The following is a 22,697-nucleotide window of genomic DNA, read 5'->3' on the forward strand; positions in this document are numbered from 1 at the left end:
GGAAGGTGCCCGCCGAGCAGCACTGCGTACTCCTGCTCGCGCCGCAACTCGGCGCGCAGCTCGGGATCGGTCGAGGGGAGCAGCGGAAACCGCAGGCGGCACGGTCGTGGACTGACCGTCCCACCTACCGCTCAGCATGCCCCCCGCCGGCCCGTCGACCCCGGTCCCCGGCCGGCGCACGACGACCAGCTCGACGGTGTCGGTGTCGATGAGCGTGCGGTCCTCGTCGACCACCCGCCGCACCGCGCCGACGGCCGGCACCTGGGCTTCGGCGGGGCCGTCGACGACGACGGTCACCGTCGGCTCACGCACCTCACGCCGGCCGTCGACCTCGAAGTACTGCTCCGCCTGGCCGCTGCCGGTGAGGATCGCGTGGGCGAGCGCGGCCGCGTACACCGGGTCGACGCAGCCGTCGTACACCCAGCGGCGGCCGAGCACCGAGTGCTCGGTGGTGCCGACCAACCAGCCGTCCGCACCGTCGAGGGGCGCGGCGCGGTAGGTGAGCGGAACATGGTGGACCGGCCCGTCGGCGACGCCGACCAACATCGTCTCGATGCCGACCTCGCCGGCCGGGTCGTCGAAGCGGTAGGCGCCCCGGCTCACCACCTCGACGCCAGCAGGTCCGGCGAACCACTGTCGGCCGGGCAGCCAGGCCGTTAGCAGGTCCAACTTCGTGGGGTGCAGGGTCGCCCTGTGCAGCAGTGCCATGACGGCAGCCTAGTCAGAGGCCCGCGCACTGTTGCCCGCCGATCGTGCAGCTCTCCGGCTCCCGGGCGTTCGGCCGGCTGTCGCGGACGTCGAAGCTGATCGTCTGCGATCCCCCGGCCGCCACGGCGGCTCCGGTGAAGGTGATCACCCGTCCGTCCTGTCGCCAGTTCGCGCCGTCGACGTCGTCGACCGTGGTGCCTTCGGCGAGGGTGACCACCACGGCCCAGTCCGACACCGGGGCGCCGCCGGGGTTGCGGACCACGATCTCGCCGGTGTAGCCGAACAGCCGGTCGGAGTCGGTCTCGTATCGGGCGGTGACGGGCGCCGGTGGTGGAGGTGGAGGTGGCGCGGCCGACGCGGCTGTCCGTGAGGGCTTCGCCGACGGGGTCCGACTCGGCGAGGTGGTCGCCGACGCGGTGGTCCGGGAGGGGCGCGTCGAGGGGCTCGCCGTGGGGGCGACTGTCACTGGGCCGGCCGTCACGGTAGGCGACGCGGTCGCGGTCGGTGCGGGCGCGGCGGCCGGCTTCGGGTCGGACGGCAACGTCACCCATGCCGCCGTCCCCGCCACCATCGCGGCCCCGACGACAACGGCGACGAGCGTACGACGCCGACGAGGGTTGCGGCCGGTCCTGCCGCGTACGCCGATCAGCGGCAGTTCCCTGGTCATCCCACCATCGGCCTGGCGCAGGTCGACCTGCTGGAAGGCGAGCCAGTCGAGGATGGCGGGCAGCCGTACCGTCAGCGCCTGCCGGAGCTGTTGCTCGCGCGGCTCGTGCTGCTCGGCGGACCACGCGCCGTGCGTGCTGACCTCCCGTAGCTCCAGCCGACAGCCCTGCTTCGTGGTTGTGACCGTGCAGGTCAGCTCGCTGAGCCGGCCGGCCTCGTCGCAGGCGAGCACGAGCAGGTCCGGCTCCTGCCGCTCGGTCACCTCGACCTCGACGTTGGCCTCGAAGCCGGGCAGGTCGGCGGTGTGCAGCAGCATCCGGTCCGGTACGCCCTCGACCACCTCGGCCTCGGCGAACCACCGGCCGAGCAACTCCCGATCGGTCAGAGCGCGCCAGACCCGCTCAGCCGGGTGGGACAGGTCAACCTGCGCACCGATCTCGATCACGGCGAGACTCTAACGGGTTGCCCGCCTAACCTGCCCCGCCCGCCCGAGCCGGTTGTCGGCGTCCTGGTCAGCCCCAGCGACTGGACCGCTCGACCACTGTGGCCAGCGCGGCCCGAGCGTCGGCGCTCACCTCGGCGATGACCTGCGCCGCCGGTACGTCCCGGGCCAGCGGGTGCGCCTGCCCGGCCCACAGGTTGGCCACCGACGCGTCCGCGTCGCGCCGGGCGGCGGCGAGCAGGGGACGGGTCAGGTGCAGCACCTGGGGGTAGCCGCTCGGTGCCGCCGCGTCATGCTGGCGCAGGAAGTCGTTGGCCACGCCACGGGCCCGCTTACCGGTGAATGCCCGGGTCAACGCGGTCGGCGCGGCACTGGCCACCGCCGCCCGGTGCATCGGCGAACTGCCCGCCTCCGGGCAGCGCAGGAAGGCAGTGCCGAGTTGCGCGGCGGCGGCGCCGGCAGCCAGCACGGCGGCCACCGAGGGGCCGTCGACGAGGCCACCCGCGGCCACCAACGGCCGGTCACAGCGGGCGGCGGTCAGCCGGAGCAGCGGCAGCAACCCGTAGTCGTCGTCGTCCGGCAGGCCGCCGCGATGCCCACCGGCCTCGGTGCCCTGCACCACCACCGCGTCCACACCCAGGTCGGCGGCGGCGGTCGCGGCCTCCGGTCGGGTGACTGTGGCCCACACCTCGGTGCCCCGTTCGCGCAGGGCGGTCACCGCCGCCCGGTCGGGCAGCCCGAACACGAAGGACACCACCGGGACCGGGTCCGCGAGCAACGCGGTCAGCTTCTCCGGGTACGAGTCGTCGCCGCCCACCGGCTCGCCCAGGCTCACGCCGCGTCGCGCGGCCTGCGGGGCGAGCCGTTCCGCGTACGCCCGGACGGCGGCCTCGTCGACGCCGCCGGGGTCGGGCAGGAAGAGGTTCACACCGAACGGCCGATCGGTACGCGCGCGGACGTCGGCGACGTCGGCGACCAGCCGATCGGTGTCGATCATCCCGGCGGCGAGGAAGCCCAGCCCACCCGCCGCGGACACTGCGGCCACCAGCGCGGGCGTGGACGGGCCACCAGCCATCGGGGCGGCGACGATCGGGTGGCGCAACGTGGACAGGACGGACATCCCCCCATCCTGCCGCAGGGCCGGCCCGCTCACCGGCGCGCGGTGTGCCTCCACCACAGCACGCCGGCCACCCCGAGCAGGACCAGCAGTGTTCCCGCGCCGAGGGCCAGCGGCCAGGTCCGCCCGCCCCCTCCGCCGACCTCTCCGGCGGCCGGACGGACCGCAGTGGGCGACACCGGGTCGACGGACTCCGTGGAGGGCGCCGCGGTGAGAGTGGTGGCAGTGGCCGGGTAGCGCAGGATCGTCGAGCGGGTGCCCGCTGGTTGACCGGCGGACTCGGAGACGGTGAGCAACGAGCGGCCGTCACGGCTGTAGGTGATCGACTCGCCCTGCGGCTCGTCCGGCAACGGGGTGATCCGCGGGGTGCCGGTGGTCAACGCGCGGACCACGTCGCCGTCGGGCACGTCGTACTCGAAGGCGTCGGCGTAGCTGCGCAGCACCACCCGCCGTCCGTCGGGCGCGCTCGCCGCGCCGGTGATCACGCCGCGCCCCAGGAACGAGAACGGGTTACTGGTCGTGGTCGACGGCACTGTCACCTGGCCGAGCGCGGTCAGAGGCGTCGACGCGTCCGGCCGCAACGCGGTGGCCGGCGCGTACAGGAAGACAGTGCCACTGCCGCCCTTGGTGACGATCAGCGGCCGACCGGACGCGTCGAGCAGCAGCGCCTCGGCGTCGTGCGGACGGTCCGGGTAGGTCATCCGGTGCAGCACCGGCTGCTTCGCCCCCGGCGCGAGCCGCCACACGCCGACCGTCGGCCGGGAGCGGTCGTTGTCGCCGATGTCGGCGACCCAGACGGTGCCGTCCGGGCCGATGGCCAGGTCCTCGGTGTCGCGGGGCCGGGACGGGAAGGAGACGGTGCGCACCACCGCGCAGCGCTGGTCGAGGAAGAAGATCCGGCGGCGGGCCTCGTCGTCGGCCCCGTCGTTGATCACCACGTACCCGTCGTCGGTGGCGACCATCCCGGAGATCTCGCGCAGCCGGTCGTCGCGCACCTGGCAGACCGCCGTCCCCGCTGCCGCGCCCGCCGTGGCAGCGCCCGGCACCAGCACCACGGCCGGCGTTAGCGTGCCCGCGAGCATCGCGGTCACCACCGCCCCCGCACGAGCGCGCCGCCCCCAGGTCAACCGTCCACGTACCCGCATCGCCCACCCTCCTCGTCGCGGCCGTGACCGGCCACCCGCCCATCCTGGCCGATCCCGGCCACGGTCGACGGCCATCGGGGGGACGCGCCGAAACCCCTGGTCGATGTACTGTCGCTCCGCCTGATCTTCAACCCGGGGGGTGGACATGTCCGTGAGCGACACCGCGCCGGCCACCCGGTTCGGACGGCGGCTGCTGCGCCGCCTCGGCCGCCCGGCCGGTCGCGCCGCCGTCGCGTGGGTGCCGCTCGCCGCGGTCGTCTGCGGCCTCTTCGCCGGCGCGCTGGCCAGCCGGGCCGCCTGGGAGACGTCCCGACCGCAACCCGACCGCGCCGAGGCCGCCGCCATCCTCACCGAGACCTTTCCCGGCCACGACCTCGGCGAGATCGACACCCCACCGGCGCTCTTCGTCGTCTACGGGCACGCGCTGCGCCTGGGGACCGTCAAGACCCTGGTGTTCGGTGACGGCGGCGAGTATCAGGAGAGCGCCACCGGCGCGGGCGCCCTCGGCGCGCCACCGGTGCCCGCCGAACAGATCGTCACGGTGGCCCGGGAGCGCCTGACCGGCTCCGGCTGGCGGGTGTACGACCCACAGGTGTCCGATCGCGTGAGCTGCGCGGACAAGATGTGCGCCACCCCGCGGGCGGTCGCCGACACCGCGCTGACCGCCCGACGTGGCGACACCATCCTGAACGCCTCGATCTCCTCGCAGACGGCAGTCGACGCCAGTTACCTCTCGGTCGAGCTGCACCGCGCGCCGCCGTCCCTTGTGGTCCCCGCCGGAGTGCTCGGCACTGTGCTGGGCGCGGTGGCCGGTTGGCTGGTCTTCGGCTGGGTCAGCCGACGCACCGAGGGACGCCGCAGCCGCGGCACTGTGAACGGCCTGATCGGTGTGGCAACGGTGCTGTGGTGGCTGCCGGTGCCGCTGGCCGCACCGCAACTGCTGCACCATCACCTCGGCGAGCCACACCCGGCCTGGCACCCGTACTGGGAGTGGCTGGGCCAGCCGGCCGCGTCGCTGCTCTTCCTGGTCGGCGCGGTGTGCGTGCTGCTGGCGCTGGGGCTGGCCGCCGGAACCCGCCGGCACACCGCCCCCGAGGCGACGGCCGACTGACCTGTCACGGTCCGCCCGGGGCCGGCCCCGTCGGGGTACGACGTGAACCGGCCCGGGCGGTCAGTCAGCGGACGGACCAGCGCTGTGCGCCGGTGCCGTTGCAGGGCCAGAGCTGCGTGGTAGTGCCGTTGGCAGTGCCGGCGGAGGTCACGTTGACGCACTTGCCGGCCGAGGTGAGCACGATCGAGCCGTCGGTGCGGAACGTGAAGCGCTGCGCGGCGGTGCCGTTGCAGGTCCAGATCTGCACCCTCGTGCCGTCGGCGCTCGCTCCGCCGTTCACGTCCAGGCACCGGTCGCCGTAGACCCGAAGCTCCCCGGCGGTCGTACGGGTCCAACGCTGGTTGGTTCCCCCGTGACAGTCCCAGATGATCGTGGCGGCGCCGGCGGTGGTGCTGGCGCCGTTCACGTCCAGGCAACGTCCGGAGGCGCTGTTGACCAGGCCGACGGCGGCGCCCACCGGCGGCCCGCCCGTCGGGACCAGGCTGCCGGGCACCGACTGCAGCGCGGCGTACCAGCGGGCCGCCATCTTGTCGTACCCGCCGCCGTTGGGGTGGACGCCGTCGGCGAGGTCGGCGGTGGTGAGCGCGGCGTGCATGTCGACGAGGTGCACCCGGCTGCCCTTCTGCGCCACGATTCCGGGGATCGCCGCGTTGTACGCCTGCACCCGCGCCTCCAGGTTCGGGTCGGACTCCGGAGTGATGGTGGCGACGAAGACGTCCGCCTCCGGAGCCGTCGACCTGATCTTGTCGATGAGACCGGAGAGCCGGGCCGGAGCGGTGGCGAGGTTGTAGTTCTGGTTCACGTCGTTGGTGCCGATGTGCAGCAGCACGGTACGCGGATCGGTGGCCCGCAACCAGGTGACGATGTTGGCGTCGAGCTGGTCGATGCGCCAACCGGAGTGGCCCTCGTGGTCGTGGTCACCGAGGCTGGCCGGCCCGTTGAACCCGGAACCGACGAAGTCGACCGTGTAGCCGCCGCCAGCCAGCCGCTGCCACAGGTTGATCCGGTACCCGCCGGGCACGTTGAACCCGTCGGTGATCGAGTCACCGAGTGGCATCACGCGTACGCCACCGTTCGACTCGGCCTGAGCGGGTGCGACCTGGGTTAGTGCCAGCGCGGCGCCGAGGACGAGCCCGAAGGCCCCGGCGGCGGCCCGTCGTGCGTTCCATCGCATTGTTGATCCCTCTCCTCGAAGGTAGCCCGGGACCGTCGGTGGTACGCCGTCCGCCGAAAACGACGACCACGCCCGGACAAGTCCATAGATGATGAGCGATGCATTGGCCTGGCTGGGTCGACCCCGGCACTGGCGCGAGCCGAACGCCGAGCTGGCTGCGCCGAGCGGTCCACGGGTCCGCGCTGCGTCGGGCACCGCCGCCGAACCTGTCGTACCCGTGGTCCATGATCGTGTCGTCGCAGCGGCGCCGGGAGGGGCCGACATGCGCATCACCCTGGGGATTCGATGGTGGGAGGGCGTGACGTGACGGACGCCGACAGCGCCGGATGGCGACGGCGCAGCGTGCTGGCGGTGGTGCCACCCGCACGGCCTCGCAAGCTGACCAAGGTGCCCTTCGTCGAGCTTGCCGACGGACGGTTGCAGGGCGTTGTCTCCAGCGGGTCGGACGTCGAGCGGGTCTACGTCTCGTCGGTCGCCGCCGGCACCCACGCGTACCAGTGCAGCACCAACAACAACCGGCCCTGCGGCGGTCTGCGCGGCGCCCCGTGCAAGCACCTGCAGGCGCTCACCGATGAGGCTCTGCTCCAATACGGTGTCGACCGGGTCGCCCGTTACCTCCGGGTCGACGTCGGCGACGGGGTGTCCGGCGGCACCGACCTGCTGGCCCGGCTGAACGGCCAACCCGAGCCAGCCTCGGCGGCGGTGGTGTTCAGTCGCTTCCTGCGCCACCTGTCCTATCTGGAGCTGCCGGGCAGTACGGCCACGCTGCCCGAGCTGCACTGGTTCCCAGCCACCGGGGCGGGCCGCTGATGCGCGGCGTCCAGGTCGCACAGCTGCGCGAGGTTCCGGCCGGGTTGGTCGACACGCTCGAGGTGGTCGCCGGCTTCGACGACGCGCTCGCGGGCGGCTTCGGCCGGGTCGGCGAGCGCGGCGCGACGGCGCTTGCCGCGTTCGCCAGCGCGCTGGCCGGCACCCCGCTCGCCGACCCGGTGGCCGCCGCGGTCGACGCGGTCATCGCCGGGTCGGTCACCCCGGAGCACATCGCCGCGCTCGCCGGGGCGCGTTCGGCGTTGTTCGGCGCGGCGCACGACGCCCTGCTCGGGCAGCTCGACACCGCGCTGGGCCGGGCCCGGTCACCATGGACGGCGCCGGGCGTCCGGCCCGCCGAGACGCCGTCCGCCCTGGCCGGGGCGCGGGCGTGGTGGCACGAGGTGGCGGTCACCGGCTGGCACGGCGTCGACGACGAGCTACTCTCCGCCGCCGCCACAGTGATCGAGGCGACACTGGCCGTTCCGGAGCTTCGCCGCATCGCGGTGCTGCTCGACGGTTTCGCCGCGGAGCTGCGGGCCTGCGTGCCGATCGCCACCATGACCGAGGTGCCGGCCCGCCGGTGGGCCGATCTCTGGGCCCGCGGCGTGCTGCTCACCGAGGGCGTGCCGCCGCCCGAGGAAGCGCCACTGGTGTCCGGGCGGCTGCTGCCGCTCGGCGTGGACGTGCACACCCACGACACGGCAGTGCAGGTCCAGTTGCACGCCATCCTGGAACCGGCAGGCGGCGGGCCGACGCGGTTGGTGCGCGCCGCGGTCGCCGCCGCGAAGGTGGACACCATCATCGGTCCGGCGGTCTGGCGACTGCTGTCGGGGCACCCGACGCTACTCACCGCGTTGGCCGAGCGGCGGGCGCTGACAGTTACCGACCTGCCGCTGCACGGCGGCGACCTGGGCTGGGCAGACGATCGGGTCCGGCTCGACGAGCCTGCCGACCCGTTCGCCACCGCCCGGGTGGTGTTGCCCGCGGCGAGTACGGCAGCGACCGCTCCGCTGGACCGGCACCCGGCGAGCATCGCCGAGCCGGTCCTCATCGAGGGCGCCCCGGTGCGCGACGACGACGGCGGGCTCGCCGTCGAGGTGGACGGCGAACGGATTTCGCTGGCCGTCGACCGGTTGCCGGCCGCCGGTCCGCTCAACGCCGACCTGCTCGGCGCCGCGTCGGCCATGCTGGGCCTGCTGCGCTGGGACGACTGTCAGTGGCAGCTCCAGCCGTTGGCCGTGTCCACCACTGTGAAGCGGCGGGTCGTGCAGGCGCACAACGGCGACTGGGCGTGCGGCGTCACGGATCCGAAGATCGCCAAGGAGGAGGCCCGGACGGGCGACGCCGTGGCCGTGTTGCGCGAGCGCGCGGGACGGTTGCTGCGCCGATGAACGCGCCCATCCCCACCAGCGGGCTCGCTGACGCCAATCGCCGCCAGGTTCTCTACTGGCGATTGCTGTCCCGCCTGTTCGACAGAGACGAGCAACCCAGCCTGGAGTCGGCGAGCATGGCCGTGGTCGACGACCTCGATCTGCCGGCCGCACTGCTGGACCCGGCGGTCTCGGTGGACACCATCGTGCAACGCTTCCCGGCGCTCACCGCCGAGCTACGCGGGCTGCTCACCCCCGACGGCGCCCAGCCGGACGACGACGGGCCGGCCTACCGTCCCGGTGCGGCCGAGGTACGCCGGGCCGCGCTGGTGTCGAAGGTGCTGCTCAACGTCTTCGCCACCGGCTCTGGTCCGGTCAGCGCCACCCAACTGGCCCGTTGGCAGTCCGACGCCGGCTGGTTCGAGCAGGCCCTCGGGTGCGAGCCCGGCGACCTACGCCGCCAGGGCGGCGAACTGGCTGCCACCCTGGGAGGGCTGGAGGGCGACCTGGTCCGGCGGATGCACCTGCGGGAGGTGTTGGCGAACCCGGCGCTGGCCAGCAGGCTGACCCCGAGCATGTCACTGATCGAGCAACTGCTACGCGACAAGGCCAACCTCTCCGGAGTGGCCCTGGCCAACGCCAAGTCGCTGATCCGGCGCTTCGTCGACGAGGTCGCCGAAGCGCTCCGGACGCAGGTGCAGCAGACCAGTGTGGGGGCCCTGGACCGCTCGGTGCCACCCAAGCGGGTGTTCCGCAACCTGGACCTCGACCGCACCATCTGGCAGAACCTGACCAACTGGAGCCCGGAGGACGAGCGACTCTACGTCGATCGGCTCTACTACCGACACACCGCCCGGCGCACCACCCCGGCTCGGCTCATCGTCGTGGTCGACCAGTCCGGCTCCATGGTCGACTCGATGGTCAACTGCACGATCCTCGCGTCGATCTTCGCCGGGCTGCCGAAGGTGGACGTGCATCTGGTGGCCTACGACACCCGGGCACTGGATCTCACCCCGTGGGTGCACGACCCGTTCGAGGTGTTGCTGCGTACCCGGTTGGGGGGCGGCACCGACGGCACGGCAGCGCTGGCGCTGGCACGGCCGAAGATCGCCGAGCCGAAGAACACGGTGCTGGTGTGGATCTCCGACTTCTACGAGGCAAACAACCAGGCGGTCTTCGACGGTCTGCAGGCCGTCCACCGCTCCGGTGCACGGGTCATCCCGGTCGGCTCGGTCAGCAGTTCCGGGCAACAGAGCGTCAACCCCTGGTTTCGGCAGCGCCTCAAAGACCAGGGCACCCCGGTCATCTCCGGCCACATCCGCAAGCTCGTCGTCGAGCTGAAGAACTTCCTCACCTAGGAGACCCATCCCTCATGTCCGAGATGCTGCGCGCCCCCGCCGAGGTCACGTACGCCGACGAGCTGGATTTCCTCGAGTCGGTCGACACCGGCCCGAAGCCGTTCTCGTGGCGCCTGAGCCCGCGCATGGTCCGGCTGTTCGTCCTCGGCTCGGAACGGGCCGACGGCCTGTCCCGGGAGATCCCGCAGAAGTGGTTCGGCGACCGCAGTTTCGTCGAACGCGCCATCGTCACCCTTGCCTCGGATCGTGGGCTGCTGCTGATCGGCGACCCCGGCACCGGCAAGAGTTGGCTGGCCGAGCTGCTGGCCGCCGCGATCTGCCGCAACTCGACCCTGGTCGTGCAGGGCACCGCCGGCACTACCGAGGACCACATCAAGTACTCGTGGAACGTGTCCATGGTGATCGCCAAGGGGCAGTCCCGGGAGTCGATGATCCCGTCACCGATCATGACGGCGATGGAGCGCGGCGTGGTCGGCCGCTTCGAGGAGCTGACCCGCTCCACCAGCGACGTCCAGGACGCGCTGATCTCGATCCTGTCCGAGAAGTACGTCGCCATCCCCGAACTGGACCAGGACAACATCGTCTTCGCCCAGCCCGGCTTCTCGATCATCGCGACGGCGAACAGCCGCGACCGGGGCGTCAACGACCTCTCCTCGGCGCTCAAGCGACGGTTCAACTTCGTCCGCATACCGGTGGTGACAAACAAGCGCAGCGAGGCCGAGATCGTCCGTTTCCGCACCGAGGAGCTGCTGCGCCGGCACCGTATCGAGCTGGATGTGCCGCCCACCCTGCTGGACATCCTGTTGCAGAGCTTCGCCGACCTGCGAGCCGGCGCCGCCTCGGCGACCAGTGACGACGAGAAGCTGGAATCGGCGCTGTCCACCGCTGAGCAGATCGGTGTTCTGGAGGACGCCATCCTGCACAGCCAATTCTTCGGCGACCGCACACTGCGCGCCGCGACCCTCGCCGGGTCGCTGGTCGGCTCGCTGGCCCGCCGCAGCCCGGAGGACCTGGCGATCCTCAACAAGTACCTGCACGGTGTGGTCGAGCCGCGGGCACGCAAGGACGACGACGGATGGGCGGGCTTCCTCGACGGCGGTCGCCAGGCGATCGCGTCCCTGTCGTGACCGCACCCACCGTCGCCGGTGCCTTCGGCGCGCTGCGCGAGCAGCTCACCGACGCGGCCGCCGCGTTCGCGGGCAGCCCCGACGCGCTCGGCGCGATCCTCTCCGGGATGGTCGAGGACGTCGACCGCGCACTCGGCGAGCGGCTGGAGATATTCCCGGTCTGCCACCACTCGCCGGCCTCCGCGCTCGCCATGGTGCGCCGGCTGCGGGTCAAGCAACCCCGGGTGATCTACCTCGAGTTGTGCGAGGACCTCCAGCCCCTGCTCGGGGAGCTGCGCAACTGCCGCCTCCCGGTAGCGGTGCAGGCGTTCGCCTCGGAGCTGTCCGGCTTCCCCGCCGACTGGGGGCCGCTCAGCGTCGTCGCGCCGGTAACCGAGGCGTCGGCGGAATACCAGGCCATCGCGTACGCGCTGGAGACCCCGGGCGTGGAGCTGGTCCTGGTGGACCGCTCCACCGACCACGTCTTCCAGTGGTCACCGAGGGCCCAGCCGGCCTCCGACGCGGGCCCGGCTGCCGAAGGCGGGGACGTGGCGACGGCTGCGGTCACGGGCGAGGAGTCCGCGCTGCACGGCGACGCCGTCGGGGTGGAGATCGGTGACCTGCGACCCCGGTTCGCGGAGTTGGAGGCGTACCTGCTGCACCACGGCAAGGTGCGGCACTGGTCGGAGTGGTGGGACCAGTACATCGAACGCCCGCTGGCTGACGCCGACCACGACACCTACCGGCAGGTGATGGTGCTGATCGGCAGCCTGTTCCGGCGGCTACGCCCGGCCGGCTCCGACCGGCTGGACCGTGACGAGGACCGCGAGCGGTACATGTGGACGCGGATGCGTCAGCACCTGGCCACCTCCGGTGTCGATCCGACCGACTGCCTCTATGTCTGTGGCGCGTTCCATGCCGCCAGCCGGGTCGAGCAGTTCGGGTTGGGCGCCACGGCCGACGATTTCGAGATCACCCCGCGCACCGGTACCCGCTGGCGGTACGGGCTCATCCCGTCCAGCCATTCCGCTATCGAAACGCAGTTCGGCCTGGCGCCCGGCTCTGTGTCGATCGCGGCAGCGACCTGGACGAAGGCGGTGAGCAGGCACGGGCTGTCCCCGTACCGGCTCGACGGCCAGCGCACCTCGACCACCCGGAGGCGGCAGGGCCAGGCCCCAGCGGCACCTTCTCAGGCCGCCGGGCCGGTCAGCGACCGGCTCACCGGCTTCCTCGCCGCGCCGCCCGACCTGAACGGCCTGGACGAGGCGGAGCTGCGCGGCTGGTGCGTCGACATCGTCCGGTTGGCCCGGCGTAACGGGTACCTGGCCAGCACCGCCGACGCGATCGCCGTCTTCGAGACCTCGGTTCTGCTGGCCGGGCTGCGCAACCGGGCCCGACCCACCCCCTACGACTTCGCCGACGCGGCTGTCACCTGCATCGAGAAGGACGTGGTGCCGGGCCGGCGCGACGTCCGGCGGCTCTGCGAGATCCTGCTGGGCGGCGACCGGCTCGGTCAGGTCGGCTACGACGCCCTTCCGCCGTTGGCCCGCGACGTGCTCGACCGGCTTCAGCCGCTCGGCCTGGCCCTGGAGAAGCGAACCGTCCAGCGGGCGCTGCTGGATCTGGCCGGCCAGCCGGAGCTGGCCCGCTGCTCGGACCTTCTGTGGATCCTTCGGCACCTGCTGCCCCCGGACGCGGTCCGTCCGATCATGGGTGAGCGTCGGCTCGGGCACCGCTCGATCCAGGAGAGCTGGGACCTGGCACTCGGCCGCAACCAGCGCGCGCTGATCGAGCTGGGCTACGAGGGGGTGACCGTCGAGCAGGTCCTGGAGCAGCGGCTGCGCCGGGCGGTACGCGGCCCCGCCGCCACCGCCGCCGGTGCGCTCACCGCCGTCGAGGACGCCATCCGGCTGCTCGACAGCCCACGGCTGGTCGACGAGTTGGGCGCCCGGGCGGTCGACCTGCTCGCCGCCGAGCGCACCGTCGACGACGCCCCGGACGTCCTTCGCCGCGTCCGTCGCCTGCTGGCCCACTACCGGGCCACCTCGCCGACCCTGCCCGCCTGGTGCGAGGCGTTCGTGACCACCGGATACGCCCACTACTGCACCCTGCTGCCGACCGCCATCGCCGCCGAGGAGACGGAGGTACGGCAGGTCGCCGCGATGCTCGGCTTCCTGTTCTCCATGGAAGGCCTCGCCCTGTCGCTGGGTTGCGACCGGTCGCAGTTGGAGCTGGCGGTGGCACAGGCGCACCCGACGGCGCCGCCGAAAGTCGCCCTACTCTGGGCGGGTCAGCACCAGCTCGGGCTGCTGCCGCTGGCCGAACTGCGGGCCCGGTGCGCCGAACTGCTGGCCAATCCGCTGGTGCTGCCCGCCTTCCCGCAGTATCTGGCCGGCTTCGTGCACGCGCTGGAGCCGGTGCCCGGGCTGGCGCCGTTCGTCGTCGAGACGATGTCGAACGCCTTCGCCCGGCTGCCCGACCCGGTCCTGCTGCCCTGGCTGCCCACCCTGATCTCGACCCTGCGGGATCAGGGGCCGGAGCTGGTCCCGCTGCTGGTCCGCGAGGCGGGGCGCACCTTCCCGACCGCGCTGCCCGAGTTGGATTCCTGGGTGCCGCCGTGGGTGGCACCCTCGTCACCCGACCGGACGCTCACCGTCGCCGCGCCGCAGCGATCGGTCGGTACGCTGCTCGCCGCCCATCCGGAGCCGGTCGACGCTGTCGCCGCGCTGCTCGGCTGCCCGGGCGGGTGGCAACAGTTGCCCGATCCGCCCACTGACCGATCCGCGATGTCAGCCCTGCTGAACGGGCACCCCGACACCGCCGCGGCGGTGGCCGCACTCCTTGGGGTGTGACCGGCCCCGACGTCGATCGAAGACCGCCGAGGGTTACCTGTTGGTGCGCAGACCGGTACGGTCCGAGATGTCCACTGTCACGGCAGGCCCGGACGACGGCGCCACCGCCGGGTCCGGCACCCGGCGCCGACAGGCCGACCGGCGATGGAAGGGGCGCAGAGTGCGGATCAGAGCGGGGTTGTGTGTCGCGGCGCTCGTCGCGGCGGGACTGGCGGTCGCCACGCCGGCCGCCGCCACACCGGCCGCCGGGCCGGTGGCCAGCGCCACAGTGGTGCCGATCCAGGTCACCGGTGCCCCGACGACGCGGTTCAACCTGGTGCTGCTGGGCGACGGTTACACCGAGGCCGACCTGCCCACCTTCCGAGCACACGTGGACCGGCACCTCAACACCCTGTGGACGATCGAGCCGTTCAAGTCCTACCGCAGCTACTTCAACGTCTACGCGGTGGAGATCGTCTCGGCGGAGTCCGGGGTGGACTGCGACCCCGGCCTGTCCGCGCCGCGACGCGACACAGCGCTGGGCATGGGCTTCTGGGGTGGTTGCAACCCGGCGAGCGTGCAACGCCTGCTCACCGTCGACGGCACCGCCGCGAACGAGTACGCCGACCTGGCCGTCGGCACCAACCCCGGCAACCGGCAGTTGATCGCGCTGGCCAACAGCGGCACCTACGGCGGGGCCGGCGGCAGCAACGCCACCGCCTCCGGCGGCAACGCGCTCTCCGCGCTGATCAGCCCGCACGAGCTGGGGCACTCGCTCGGTGGCTTGCAGGACGAGTACGACTACTACGGCCGTGGGGTGCCGGGCGACACCTACAGCGGGTCCGAACCGGACTCGGTGCACCACACAGTGCTGACCGAGGAGCAGATGCGCGACACCCGGGCCAAGTGGTGGCGCTGGCTGGGTGAGCCGAGCGAGTCGGGCGGGACGATCGGCCGCTACGAGGGCGGCCTGTACCTCCAGCGTGGCGTGTGGCGACCGAGCCGGCACTCGATGATGAAGTCACTGGGCTTCTACTTCGACCAGGTCGGACGGGAGCGGATGACCGAACGGATCGCCGCCCGGGTCGGCATCGTGCAGGGCGGCACGGCCACCGATCAAGCGGTTGGCGCGGACCGACTGCTCTGGGTGGACACCGTGCACCCGGTGAGCCACGCGCTGACAGTGACGTGGTCGGTGGACGGCACTGCGGTGCCGCGCACCGGCAACGCCCGCCACCTGGACCTGCGGAAACTACGGCTCTCCCCCGGCCGGCACACGGTGACCGCCACGGTGACCGACCCGACGGAGTTCGTCCGCGACCCGGCGATCCGCAGCTCACCGGCGCTGACCCGGACCCGCACCTGGACCGTGGACACCGCGCTGCGTACCCCGGCGGTGGCGTCGCCGCTGGCGATCACCGCCTCCACCGCTACCGACCGGCCGGTCGGCGCGCAGGACGTGGTGTACGTGGAGACCAACCAGCCCACCGATCGGGTGCCACGCGTGCGCTGGACGCTCGACGCCCGGCCGGTGGCCGACACCGGCACCGACCGGGACGTGGACCTGAGCACCCTGCGCCTGTCGCGGGGTACCCACCGGCTGACCGCCCGGGTCACCGATCCGGGCACCGGGAGGGCGGTGACCCGCACCTGGACGGTCGACGCGACGCGGCCGGAGGTGGCGTACGCCCTCTCCGAGCCGCTGCTCGCCGTCACCCGGCCCGGCCGACCCACCGAGTACGTGTACAACGGCCCGTTCACCATGGGGTTGACCGGCACCGACGACGGCGCCGGCCAGGTCACCTCGGAGTTCCGGCTCGACGGCGACGGGTGGCACAACTACTACGGTTGGCCCACCGACGCCCGATCGCCGTTCCTGTTCTCCGCCACCGGCACCGACGTGGACGGCCTGGTCTACGGCAACCTCGGCTCGGGCGGCCTCTCCGTGTCCCCGTTCGCCGAGCGGTCTCCCGGGTACGGCCGGCACCGCGTCGAGTACCGGGGTATCGACGCCGTCGGCAACATCGGGCCGGCCCGCGCGTTCGTGGCCACGCTGATCCCGCCACCACCGGCCTGCACCACGGTGGTCACTGGCCAATACGCCGGCCCGCTGGCCGTCACCGCCGGTGTCACCTGTCTGCGCGCGGCCACCGTGACCGGCCCGGTCACCGTCTCGCCGGGCGCCGCCCTGGTCGCCCAGGGCTCCTCGATCGCCGGAAACCTGACGGCGTCCCGCGCCACCGCCGTCGAGGTGCTGAACACCGAGGTACGCGGCGCGGTGGCGCTGACCGGCACCACCGACCACGTCACGATCGTGGGGGCGCGGATGGCCGGGCGGCTGACGATAACCGGTACGGCGTCGGCGCCCATCCTCGCCGGCGGCCAGGTGGGCATGTTGGCCTGCTCGGGCGGCCCGATGCCGGTCGACCTGGGGACGCCCACCACGGTACGGAATCCGGCAGCGGGCCACTGCCGCCGGGCGTGACGCCAGACCCTCTCTAGATCCGCGCGACTACCGGGAAGGTGCTGCCTCCACCGCTGCGGAGGCAGCACCTTCCCGGAAACTGCCCAGATCTTGACCCGGCGTGGCGGCCTGACTGCGGCGGTGGCGGGTAGGCAGCGGCCCGGCGGCATGTCGACACCCGCCGGGTGGGAGGCTCCGATGAGCACATACCGGGATGAACAGGGCAACACGTTCCCTCCGCCGGAGGCGGATGCCCTGGAACAACGACAGGACGCGTTCGACGTCGGGCCGCCGGACCGGGTGTCGGGTGACGTGGACCCGGAGGCGTCCGAGGCCGACCTGGCCGAGCAGGGCGCCTTCCCGGCGGGCACGCTCGAGGAGGTGACGTCGCTGCCTGCCGACGCCAACCCGGCGGACGCCCTCGAACAGCGCCAGGAGATCCCGGCCCGCGACGAGGGACGTCGCACCTGATCACACCCGCCCCGCTGGCCCAGCCGGCTCAACCGGCGACGCCGACCGGCCGGCTCAACCGGCAACGCCGACCGGCCGGCTCAGCCGGCGACGCCGACCGGCCGGCTCAGCCGGCGACGACCTGCCAGAGGAGGAACGCGTTGAGCGCGACCACCAGCACTGCCACCACTGACGCGGCGGCGGTGGTGAGCGGATGGTTGACCAGGTTGCCCATCAGGTCACGTCGGCGGGTGAAGGCGACCACCGGGATCAGCGCGAACGGGATGCCGAAGCTGAGGATGACCTGCGACAGCACGAGCGCCCGGGTCGGGTCGAGGCCGATGGCGAGCACTGCCAGGGCGGGCAGCAGGGTGACCAGCCGACGCAGCAGCAGCGGTACCCGCCGACGCAGGAAACCCTGCATGATCACCTCTCCGGCGTAGGTCCCGACGCTCGTGGAGGCGAGCCCCGAGACCAGCAGGGCGACGGCGAAGCCGAACGCGGCGGCGGTCCCGATGGTCTGGCCGAGCCCGGCGTGCACCCCTTCCAGGCTGTCCGCACCGCCCGGACCGCCGCCCCGGAAGCTGGCCGCGGCGATCAGCAGCATGGCGAGGTTGACCGCGCCGGCCGCGCTCAGGGCGAGCAGCACGTCGGTGCGCTGGCCGCGGAACAGGATCCGACGCTCGGTGTCGTCGGCGGCGGGAATGCGGTCGCGGGTGAGCGCGGAGTGCACGTAGATGACGTGCGGCATGACTGTCGCGCCGAGGATGCCGGCGGCCAACAGCACGCTGTCAGTGCCCTGTAGGCGCGGCACCATGCCGGCCATGGCCGAGCCGGGATCGGAGCCGGAGGCGAGCAGGTTGGCGGCGAAGGCCAGCACGATCACCCCGAGCAGGACGGCGATGGCGACCTCGAAGGCGCGGTACCCGCGTGAGCGCAGGGCGAGCACGGCGAACGCGGCGGTGCCGATGATGATCCCGCCGGGCAGCAGAGGGATGCCGAAGAGCAGGTACAGGGCGACCGCGCCACCGATCACCTCGGCCAGGTCGGTGGCCATGGCGACCAACTCGGCCTGGACCCACATCACCCGGTTCACCGGCCGGGGTAGGCGTTCCCGGCACAGCTCGGGAAGGCTGCGCCCGGTGGCCAGACCCAGCTTCGCGGTGAGCGTCTGCACCAGCATCGCCATCAGGTTGGCCACCACCACGACCCAGACCAGCAGGTAGCCGTAGCGGGCACCGGCGGCGGAGTTGGTGGCGAAGTTACCGGGGTCGACGTAGGCGACGGCGGCGACGAACGCCGGGCCGAGCAGGATCAACCGCCCGCGTACGCGGCCCCGGGCGCGAGCGGCCTGCAGTGGAGTCGCCCTCGACGTCGTCAGTTCGTTGGTGACCATCGAACACCTCCCCGTCCACGCGGATCGCTGCCGGTCCCTTCCCGTCGGGCTGACCCTTGGGTGCCAACCGGTGGCCTGCCGGTGCCAACGGGATCCGCCCGCCGCGCCGGGCAGGACCTGCTGCGCCAGCCGGACAGCACGCGGCGCGCCGGCCGTGACGCGCCGTGCCCGGACAGAACCTGCCGCAGCGGGCTTGACAGCGGGTGGGTCACCGATGAAGCTGTCTATTAGTCCTACTGTCGTAGGACAACAGGAAGGATCATCGGGAGTGATCGAGTTCGTACTGGACAGCCGGTCGAAGGTGAACACCTACATGCAGCTCGTGCAGCAGGTGAAACAGGCGCTGCGAGTTGGCCTGCTGACACCGGGCGACCAGTTGCCGAAGGTCCGGGACGTCGCGCAATCCCTGGCGATCAACCCGAACACGGTGCTGAAGGCGTACCGGGAGTTGGAGATCGAGGGTCTGGTCGGCGGCCGACCCGGGGTGGGCACGTTCGTCCAGCGCACCCTGGCCAGCGCGTCGCTGCCCAACCAGGCCGAGCTACGCGACGACCTGGTCGCCTGGCTGCACCGGGCGCAAGTTGCCGGCCTCACGGCCGAGGACGTCATCGCCCTGGTGGAGACGACGCTGCGCGCCACCCTCGCCGACGACGCCCCGCACAAGGAGAACGCATGAGCGGAACGAGAGGACAACGGATGGACATGGTCTTGGAAGCAGACCGGCTCGGCAAGCGGTACGGCAGCACCTGGGCGTTACGGGACTGCTCGCTGCATCTGCCGGCCGGCCGGATCGCCGCGTTGGTCGGGCCGAACGGCGCGGGCAAGAGCACGCTGTTGCACCTGGCCGTCGGGCTGCTCAAGCCCGACGCGGGCGCGGTCCGGGTGTTCGGCCGGTCCCCCTACGGTGACACGGAGGGCCTGGCCGACATCGGCTTCGTCGCCCAGGACACCCCGCTGTACCGGGACTTCACGGCGTCCGAGTTGGTCGTCGCCGGCGGCAAGCTGAACAAGCGGTGGGACGCGGCGTTGGCCCGCCAGCGGCTGGCACAGCTCGGCATCCCGCCGGACAAGCCGGTCGGCAAGCTCTCCGGCGGTCAACGGGCCCAGGTGGCGCTTGCCCTGGCACTGGCGAAGCAGCCGCGGCTGCTGCTGCTCGACGAACCGGTCGCCAGCCTCGACCCATTGGCTCGACGGGAGTTCCTCCAGTCGTTGATGGGCAGCGTCGCGGAGTCGGGCACCACAGTCCTGCTCTCCTCGCACCTGCTGGCCGACCTGGAACGGGTCTGCGACTACCTGATCGTGCTCAACGCCTCCCAGGTGCAGCTCACCGGCGCGGTCGACGACCTAGTCGCCGAGCACCGGCAACTCGTCGGGCCGCGCCACGACGGCGGCGCAATCGGGGGCGTCGCCGCAGTGGTCCGGGCCAGCCACACCGATCGGCAGTCCACGTTGCTGGTCCGCACCGACGGGCCGGTCACCGATCCGGCCTGGACGGTCCGCGAGGTCAGCCTGGAGGACGTCGTGCTGGCCTATCTGGCCGACGGCACCACGAAGACCAATCACAGCGAGTGGGGGGTAGCGGCATGATCTGGTTGACCTGGCGGCAACACCGCAAGCAGGCGCTCTACACCGTGCTGGGGTTCGCGGTGCTGGCCGCCGTGCTGGTGCCGATCGGTTTGTCGATGCGGAACACCTTCGCCGACCTTGGGCTGACGGACTGCGTCAACCAGCTCGCCCGTGCCGATGTGGCGCAGACGACCCGCGAGACGTGCGATGCGGGCTTCCACCGCTTCACCAACCAGTACGGCAACCTCAACCTGCTGGCCGTACTCCTGATCACCCTGCCGGTGCTTGTCGGTCTGTTCTGGGGAGCCCCGCTGGTCGCCCGCGAGGTCGAGCAGGGCACGCACCGGTTCGTCTGGACCCAGGGTGTCGGCCGGAACCGGTGGGCCCTTGTGAAGTTCGGCCTGGTCGGCGCGGGCGTGCTGGTCCTCGCGGTCGGCTACGGGCTGGGCATGTCCTGGTGGGTCGAGCCGCTCACCCAGACCGCGCGCGAGGGCCGGTTCGGTCTGATCGTCTTCGACCTGCAGGGTGTCGTCCCGATCGGTTACACCCTCTTCGCCGTGGCGCTCGGCATCTTCGCCGGCACCGTGTGGAAACGGATGCTGCCTGCCATGGGCATCACCCTCGCCGGGTTCATCGGCGTTCGGGCGGCAATCGCCGTCCTGGCCCGACCGCACTACCAGCCGGCCCGCACCCAGACATTCCCGATCGACGGGGGCGGGATACCGGAGGGGAACCGGGGCGACTGGGTCCTCTCCGTGGGCATCCGTAACGCCGACGGGGCGATGGTGGCGGAGGACACCCGGATCCAGTGCCCGCCGGGTGGCAAGGGCCCGGACGGCCGTGTCTGCGGCGCCGAACTGGGCCTCAAGCCGGGCGCGTACAACTGGGAGCTGTACCAGCCGGCGGATCGGTTCTGGCTGTTCCAGGGCATCGAGACGGGCATCTTCGTCGCCCTCGCCCTGCTGTTGGTCTACCTGGCTGTGCGTCGGGTTCGCCGCATCGCCTAGGCAGGACGGGTGCTCGTCGGGGCGCGGGGGCCTCGGCGAGCATCCGTCAGCGCGGGCGCTCGACGGTCAGCGTGAGCCAGGACGCAAGGTCGTGCAGCTCCTCGTGCACGGCCCGGGTCACCTCCGGGGTGAAGGGCACGTCCTCGTGAACGGCGTGCACGGTGAGCGTGCCGCGCCGACGCTCGGCCGTGGCGTCCACCTTTCCGACCAGCCGATCACCGTGCAGGATCGGCAACGCGAAGTAGCCCCACCGTCGACTTGCCCTGGGCTTGTACATCTCCAGCACGTACTCGTACTCGAAGAGGTCCGCGAGGCGGACCCGGTCGTGCACCAGCCGGTCGAACGGCGACAGCAGCGCCGTACGCCCGGTGAAGGGCTGCCCGAGCGCGGCCTGGTCCACCCGCCACTCCCCCGCGACGCCCTCGATCACCGCGGGCTCGCCGGCGTCGCCGACCTCGGCCGGCTCGCCGGGCACGACCACCGCCTTCGCCCGAGCGATGCCCAGCGCCCGCAGCCGTCGCTCGTTACGGAGTCGGCGCGCCTGCTCCAGCTCGACGACGGGTGTGCCGGCTGGGTAGACCCGGTCGGCCACGTCCCAGAGCCGCTGTCGGCCCTGACGCCCGGCGATCGCGGCCTCGCCGCCCAGGACCAGGAACTCCAGCATCTGGGTGACGTTGCGGTTGTTTGTCCAGCCCGACGACGGCCACGGCACGGCGCTCGTGTCCGGGATGTCGCGGGAGAGCAGCGGACCGGAACGGCCGAGCAGGTCGAGCACGTCCCGCCGGAACGAGTCGTTGGCGCGCAGCCACTCGCGGTGGCGCTCGTGACCGGGCGACGCCGCCATCGCCGCGAGGAAGAGCCCCAGGTCGTCCATCGGTCGCACCATCGCCTGGTGCTCGAAGAGCGTCCGGTGTTGTTCGAGGGCCTCGCGCATCTGGGTGGGCTGGTACGACGAGCCGAGCCGGCTCCAGCAGACGAGGTCGGCGCTGGGGGCGACGGCGGCGGTCGGGTCGATCTGCACCAGGGTCAGCTGGCGGACCACGGTCAGCAGGTCGGTCGGACGCGGAGCGGCCAGCAGCTGGGCCCGGATGGCGATCCGCCGCGCCTGGGCCCGATCGAGTCGGTGCACACCCACGCCGGCGAGCCTAACGGCGACCACCGACAACGAGCGGACCCAGAGAGTTGGATCGCCATCCGGGCCGGGTCCGGGCCCCCGAGACCTGGCCGCGGAAGTCCCGCCGGGCAGCGGCAACTCCGCAGAATTTCATGACAAGAGAGGCATTCCCGACACGCTCTGGGGTCGCGAAGCGCGCAGGACGCCAAAATTTGAGAAAATTGCATTACCCACATGACCAGCGGTAATGCCGGAGTTGGGTCGGGCGATTGGCCTCGGCAGTGATGACGGATTCGTCGGGACGGCGGTACAGTGAGATTCGTCATTAGCCGGAATGATCCAAGAGCCGACGCAAGGGAGCGCGGGGATGAGAAAATTCCAACAAGCTATGCTGGCTATGCTGATCACACTGACCGTGGCGATCGGGGGGGTCGCGAGTCAACCAGCACCGGCCGGTGCGGATCCGACCGGGCAGTACACCTCCTATTGCATTGGCACAAACGGAGTCAGTTTCTTGTGGACCACCGATTACTATCGGTGCAATGGTTGGATCGACCGGTACATCAACGGCAACCAGGTCGCGCATCTCGACTACCGGAATCATTACGCTGAATGGCAGCGAGGCATTCCCGGCGTGGTGATTTCCGTGGATTGCGCTGTTGCGGGTGCCCTCGTGGGGCTGACTCTGGCGTTCACACCGGTTGGCTGGGTCAGCGTGGGTCTAAGCCTCGTCGGGCTCGGCTGGTCCTGCAGAAACGGGTTTGAGGCGACAAGGTCGCACCGATGCTGAAGAAGGCACACCCGAGCTTCCCCACCGAGACCGAGACGTTGATCCGGCTCAACGCGGCCGTGCAGGTCAGCG

General features: G+C 71.9%; 19 protein-coding genes. 12 read left to right on the forward strand and 7 right to left on the reverse strand.

Translation table 11 applies throughout. The features are described 5' to 3' along the window. The 4 genes from AB0C20_RS25155 to AB0C20_RS25170 all read right to left on the reverse strand — a co-directional run. Positions 1 to 708, reverse strand: a 708-nt coding sequence (locus tag AB0C20_RS25155) for a hypothetical protein (protein WP_357568858.1), incomplete at its 3' end; no start/stop codon positions are given. A 13-nt stretch (positions 709 to 721) separates the two neighbouring features. Next, positions 722 to 1,819 (reverse strand): SRPBCC domain-containing protein, encoded by a 1,098-nt coding sequence (locus tag AB0C20_RS25160; protein WP_357182106.1) that lies wholly within the window; start codon positions 1,817 to 1,819, stop codon positions 722 to 724. A 67-nt stretch (positions 1,820 to 1,886) separates the two neighbouring features. After that, positions 1,887 to 2,936 (reverse strand): nitronate monooxygenase, encoded by a 1,050-nt coding sequence (locus tag AB0C20_RS25165; RefSeq protein ID WP_357182103.1) that lies wholly within the window; start codon positions 2,934 to 2,936, stop codon positions 1,887 to 1,889. A gap of 29 nt (positions 2,937 to 2,965) precedes the next feature. Further along, positions 2,966 to 4,078: a hypothetical protein gene (locus AB0C20_RS25170; protein ID WP_357182100.1), complete on the reverse strand. Its 1,113-nt coding sequence runs from the start codon at positions 4,076 to 4,078 to the stop codon at positions 2,966 to 2,968. Positions 4,079 to 4,229: 151 nt separating this feature from the next. Between AB0C20_RS25170 and AB0C20_RS25175 the strand changes: the two genes are divergently transcribed. Beyond that, positions 4,230 to 5,189: a hypothetical protein gene (locus AB0C20_RS25175; RefSeq protein WP_357182097.1), complete on the forward strand. Its 960-nt coding sequence runs from the start codon at positions 4,230 to 4,232 to the stop codon at positions 5,187 to 5,189. Positions 5,190 to 5,253: 64 nt separating this feature from the next. Here the strand turns inward: AB0C20_RS25175 and AB0C20_RS25180 are convergent, their stop codons facing one another. Next, positions 5,254 to 6,363 carry a ricin-type beta-trefoil lectin domain protein gene (locus tag AB0C20_RS25180; protein ID WP_357182095.1) on the reverse strand — a complete coding sequence of 370 codons (1,110 nt, stop codon included), beginning with the start codon at positions 6,361 to 6,363 and terminating at the stop codon, positions 5,254 to 5,256. A 342-nt stretch (positions 6,364 to 6,705) separates the two neighbouring features. Between AB0C20_RS25180 and AB0C20_RS25185 the strand changes: the two genes are divergently transcribed. The 7 genes from AB0C20_RS25185 (at position 6,706) to AB0C20_RS25215 (ending at position 16,773) form a co-directional block, all read left to right on the forward strand. Then, positions 6,706 to 7,173: a hypothetical protein gene (locus AB0C20_RS25185; protein WP_266305190.1), complete on the forward strand. Its 468-nt coding sequence runs from the start codon at positions 6,706 to 6,708 to the stop codon at positions 7,171 to 7,173. After that, a complete protein-coding gene (locus AB0C20_RS25190; RefSeq protein ID WP_357182093.1) occupies positions 7,173 to 8,564 on the forward strand; it encodes a hypothetical protein in 1,392 nt (463 codons plus the stop codon). The genes AB0C20_RS25185 and AB0C20_RS25190 overlap by 1 nt, the downstream gene beginning before the upstream one ends. Next, positions 8,561 to 9,901 carry a VWA domain-containing protein gene (locus AB0C20_RS25195; protein WP_357182090.1) on the forward strand — a complete coding sequence of 447 codons (1,341 nt, stop codon included), beginning with the start codon at positions 8,561 to 8,563 and terminating at the stop codon, positions 9,899 to 9,901. The genes AB0C20_RS25190 and AB0C20_RS25195 overlap by 4 nt, the downstream gene beginning before the upstream one ends. Positions 9,902 to 9,915: 14 nt before the next feature. Then, positions 9,916 to 11,028, forward strand: a complete 1,113-nt coding sequence (locus AB0C20_RS25200; protein WP_091401268.1) for an AAA family ATPase — start codon at positions 9,916 to 9,918, stop codon at positions 11,026 to 11,028. After that, positions 11,025 to 13,859 carry a hypothetical protein gene (locus AB0C20_RS25205; protein ID WP_357568859.1) on the forward strand — a complete coding sequence of 945 codons (2,835 nt, stop codon included), beginning with the start codon at positions 11,025 to 11,027 and terminating at the stop codon, positions 13,857 to 13,859. The genes AB0C20_RS25200 and AB0C20_RS25205 overlap by 4 nt, the downstream gene beginning before the upstream one ends. 160 nt (positions 13,860 to 14,019) lie before the next feature. Next, positions 14,020 to 16,323: a M64 family metallopeptidase gene (locus tag AB0C20_RS25210; protein WP_357568860.1), complete on the forward strand. Its 2,304-nt coding sequence runs from the start codon at positions 14,020 to 14,022 to the stop codon at positions 16,321 to 16,323. A 177-nt stretch (positions 16,324 to 16,500) separates the two neighbouring features. Further along, the gene (locus tag AB0C20_RS25215; protein WP_357182082.1) at positions 16,501 to 16,773 is read left to right on the forward strand and encodes a hypothetical protein; all 273 of its coding nucleotides are present in this window, start codon (positions 16,501 to 16,503) and stop codon (positions 16,771 to 16,773) included. Between the two features lie 106 nt (positions 16,774 to 16,879). On the opposite strand, the gene AB0C20_RS25220 is transcribed toward AB0C20_RS25215, so the two are convergent. After that, positions 16,880 to 18,148, reverse strand: a complete 1,269-nt coding sequence (locus AB0C20_RS25220; protein WP_357182079.1) for an Nramp family divalent metal transporter — start codon at positions 18,146 to 18,148, stop codon at positions 16,880 to 16,882. Positions 18,149 to 18,416: 268 nt separating this feature from the next. On the opposite strand from AB0C20_RS25220, the gene AB0C20_RS25225 reads away from it, so the two are divergent. The 3 genes from AB0C20_RS25225 to AB0C20_RS25235 are packed head-to-tail and all read left to right on the forward strand — an operon-like array spanning position 18,417 to position 20,721. After that, the gene (locus AB0C20_RS25225) at positions 18,417 to 18,824 is read left to right on the forward strand and encodes a GntR family transcriptional regulator (RefSeq protein ID WP_357182076.1); all 408 of its coding nucleotides are present in this window, start codon (positions 18,417 to 18,419) and stop codon (positions 18,822 to 18,824) included. 20 nt (positions 18,825 to 18,844) lie between these two features. Continuing rightward, positions 18,845 to 19,735, forward strand: coding sequence for an ABC transporter ATP-binding protein (locus tag AB0C20_RS25230; protein ID WP_357182407.1), 891 nt, complete (start codon positions 18,845 to 18,847; stop codon positions 19,733 to 19,735). Further along, positions 19,732 to 20,721: a transporter gene (locus AB0C20_RS25235; RefSeq protein ID WP_357568861.1), complete on the forward strand. Its 990-nt coding sequence runs from the start codon at positions 19,732 to 19,734 to the stop codon at positions 20,719 to 20,721. The genes AB0C20_RS25230 and AB0C20_RS25235 overlap by 4 nt, the downstream gene beginning before the upstream one ends. A gap of 46 nt (positions 20,722 to 20,767) precedes the next feature. On the opposite strand, the gene AB0C20_RS25240 is transcribed toward AB0C20_RS25235, so the two are convergent. Beyond that, positions 20,768 to 21,856, reverse strand: coding sequence for a crosslink repair DNA glycosylase YcaQ family protein (locus AB0C20_RS25240; RefSeq protein ID WP_357568862.1), 1,089 nt, complete (start codon positions 21,854 to 21,856; stop codon positions 20,768 to 20,770). 346 nt (positions 21,857 to 22,202) lie between these two features. Here AB0C20_RS25240 and AB0C20_RS25245 point away from each other — a divergent pair, with 346 nt between their 5' ends. Beyond that, the gene (locus AB0C20_RS25245) at positions 22,203 to 22,625 is read left to right on the forward strand and encodes a hypothetical protein (protein WP_357568863.1); all 423 of its coding nucleotides are present in this window, start codon (positions 22,203 to 22,205) and stop codon (positions 22,623 to 22,625) included. Positions 22,626 to 22,697: the final 72 nt, after the last annotated feature.

Origin of the sequence: Micromonospora sp. NPDC048843 (genome assembly GCF_040649965.1) — a bacterium.
In the GTDB taxonomy this organism is placed as follows: Bacteria; Actinomycetota; Actinomycetes; order Mycobacteriales; family Micromonosporaceae; genus Micromonospora; species Micromonospora hortensis.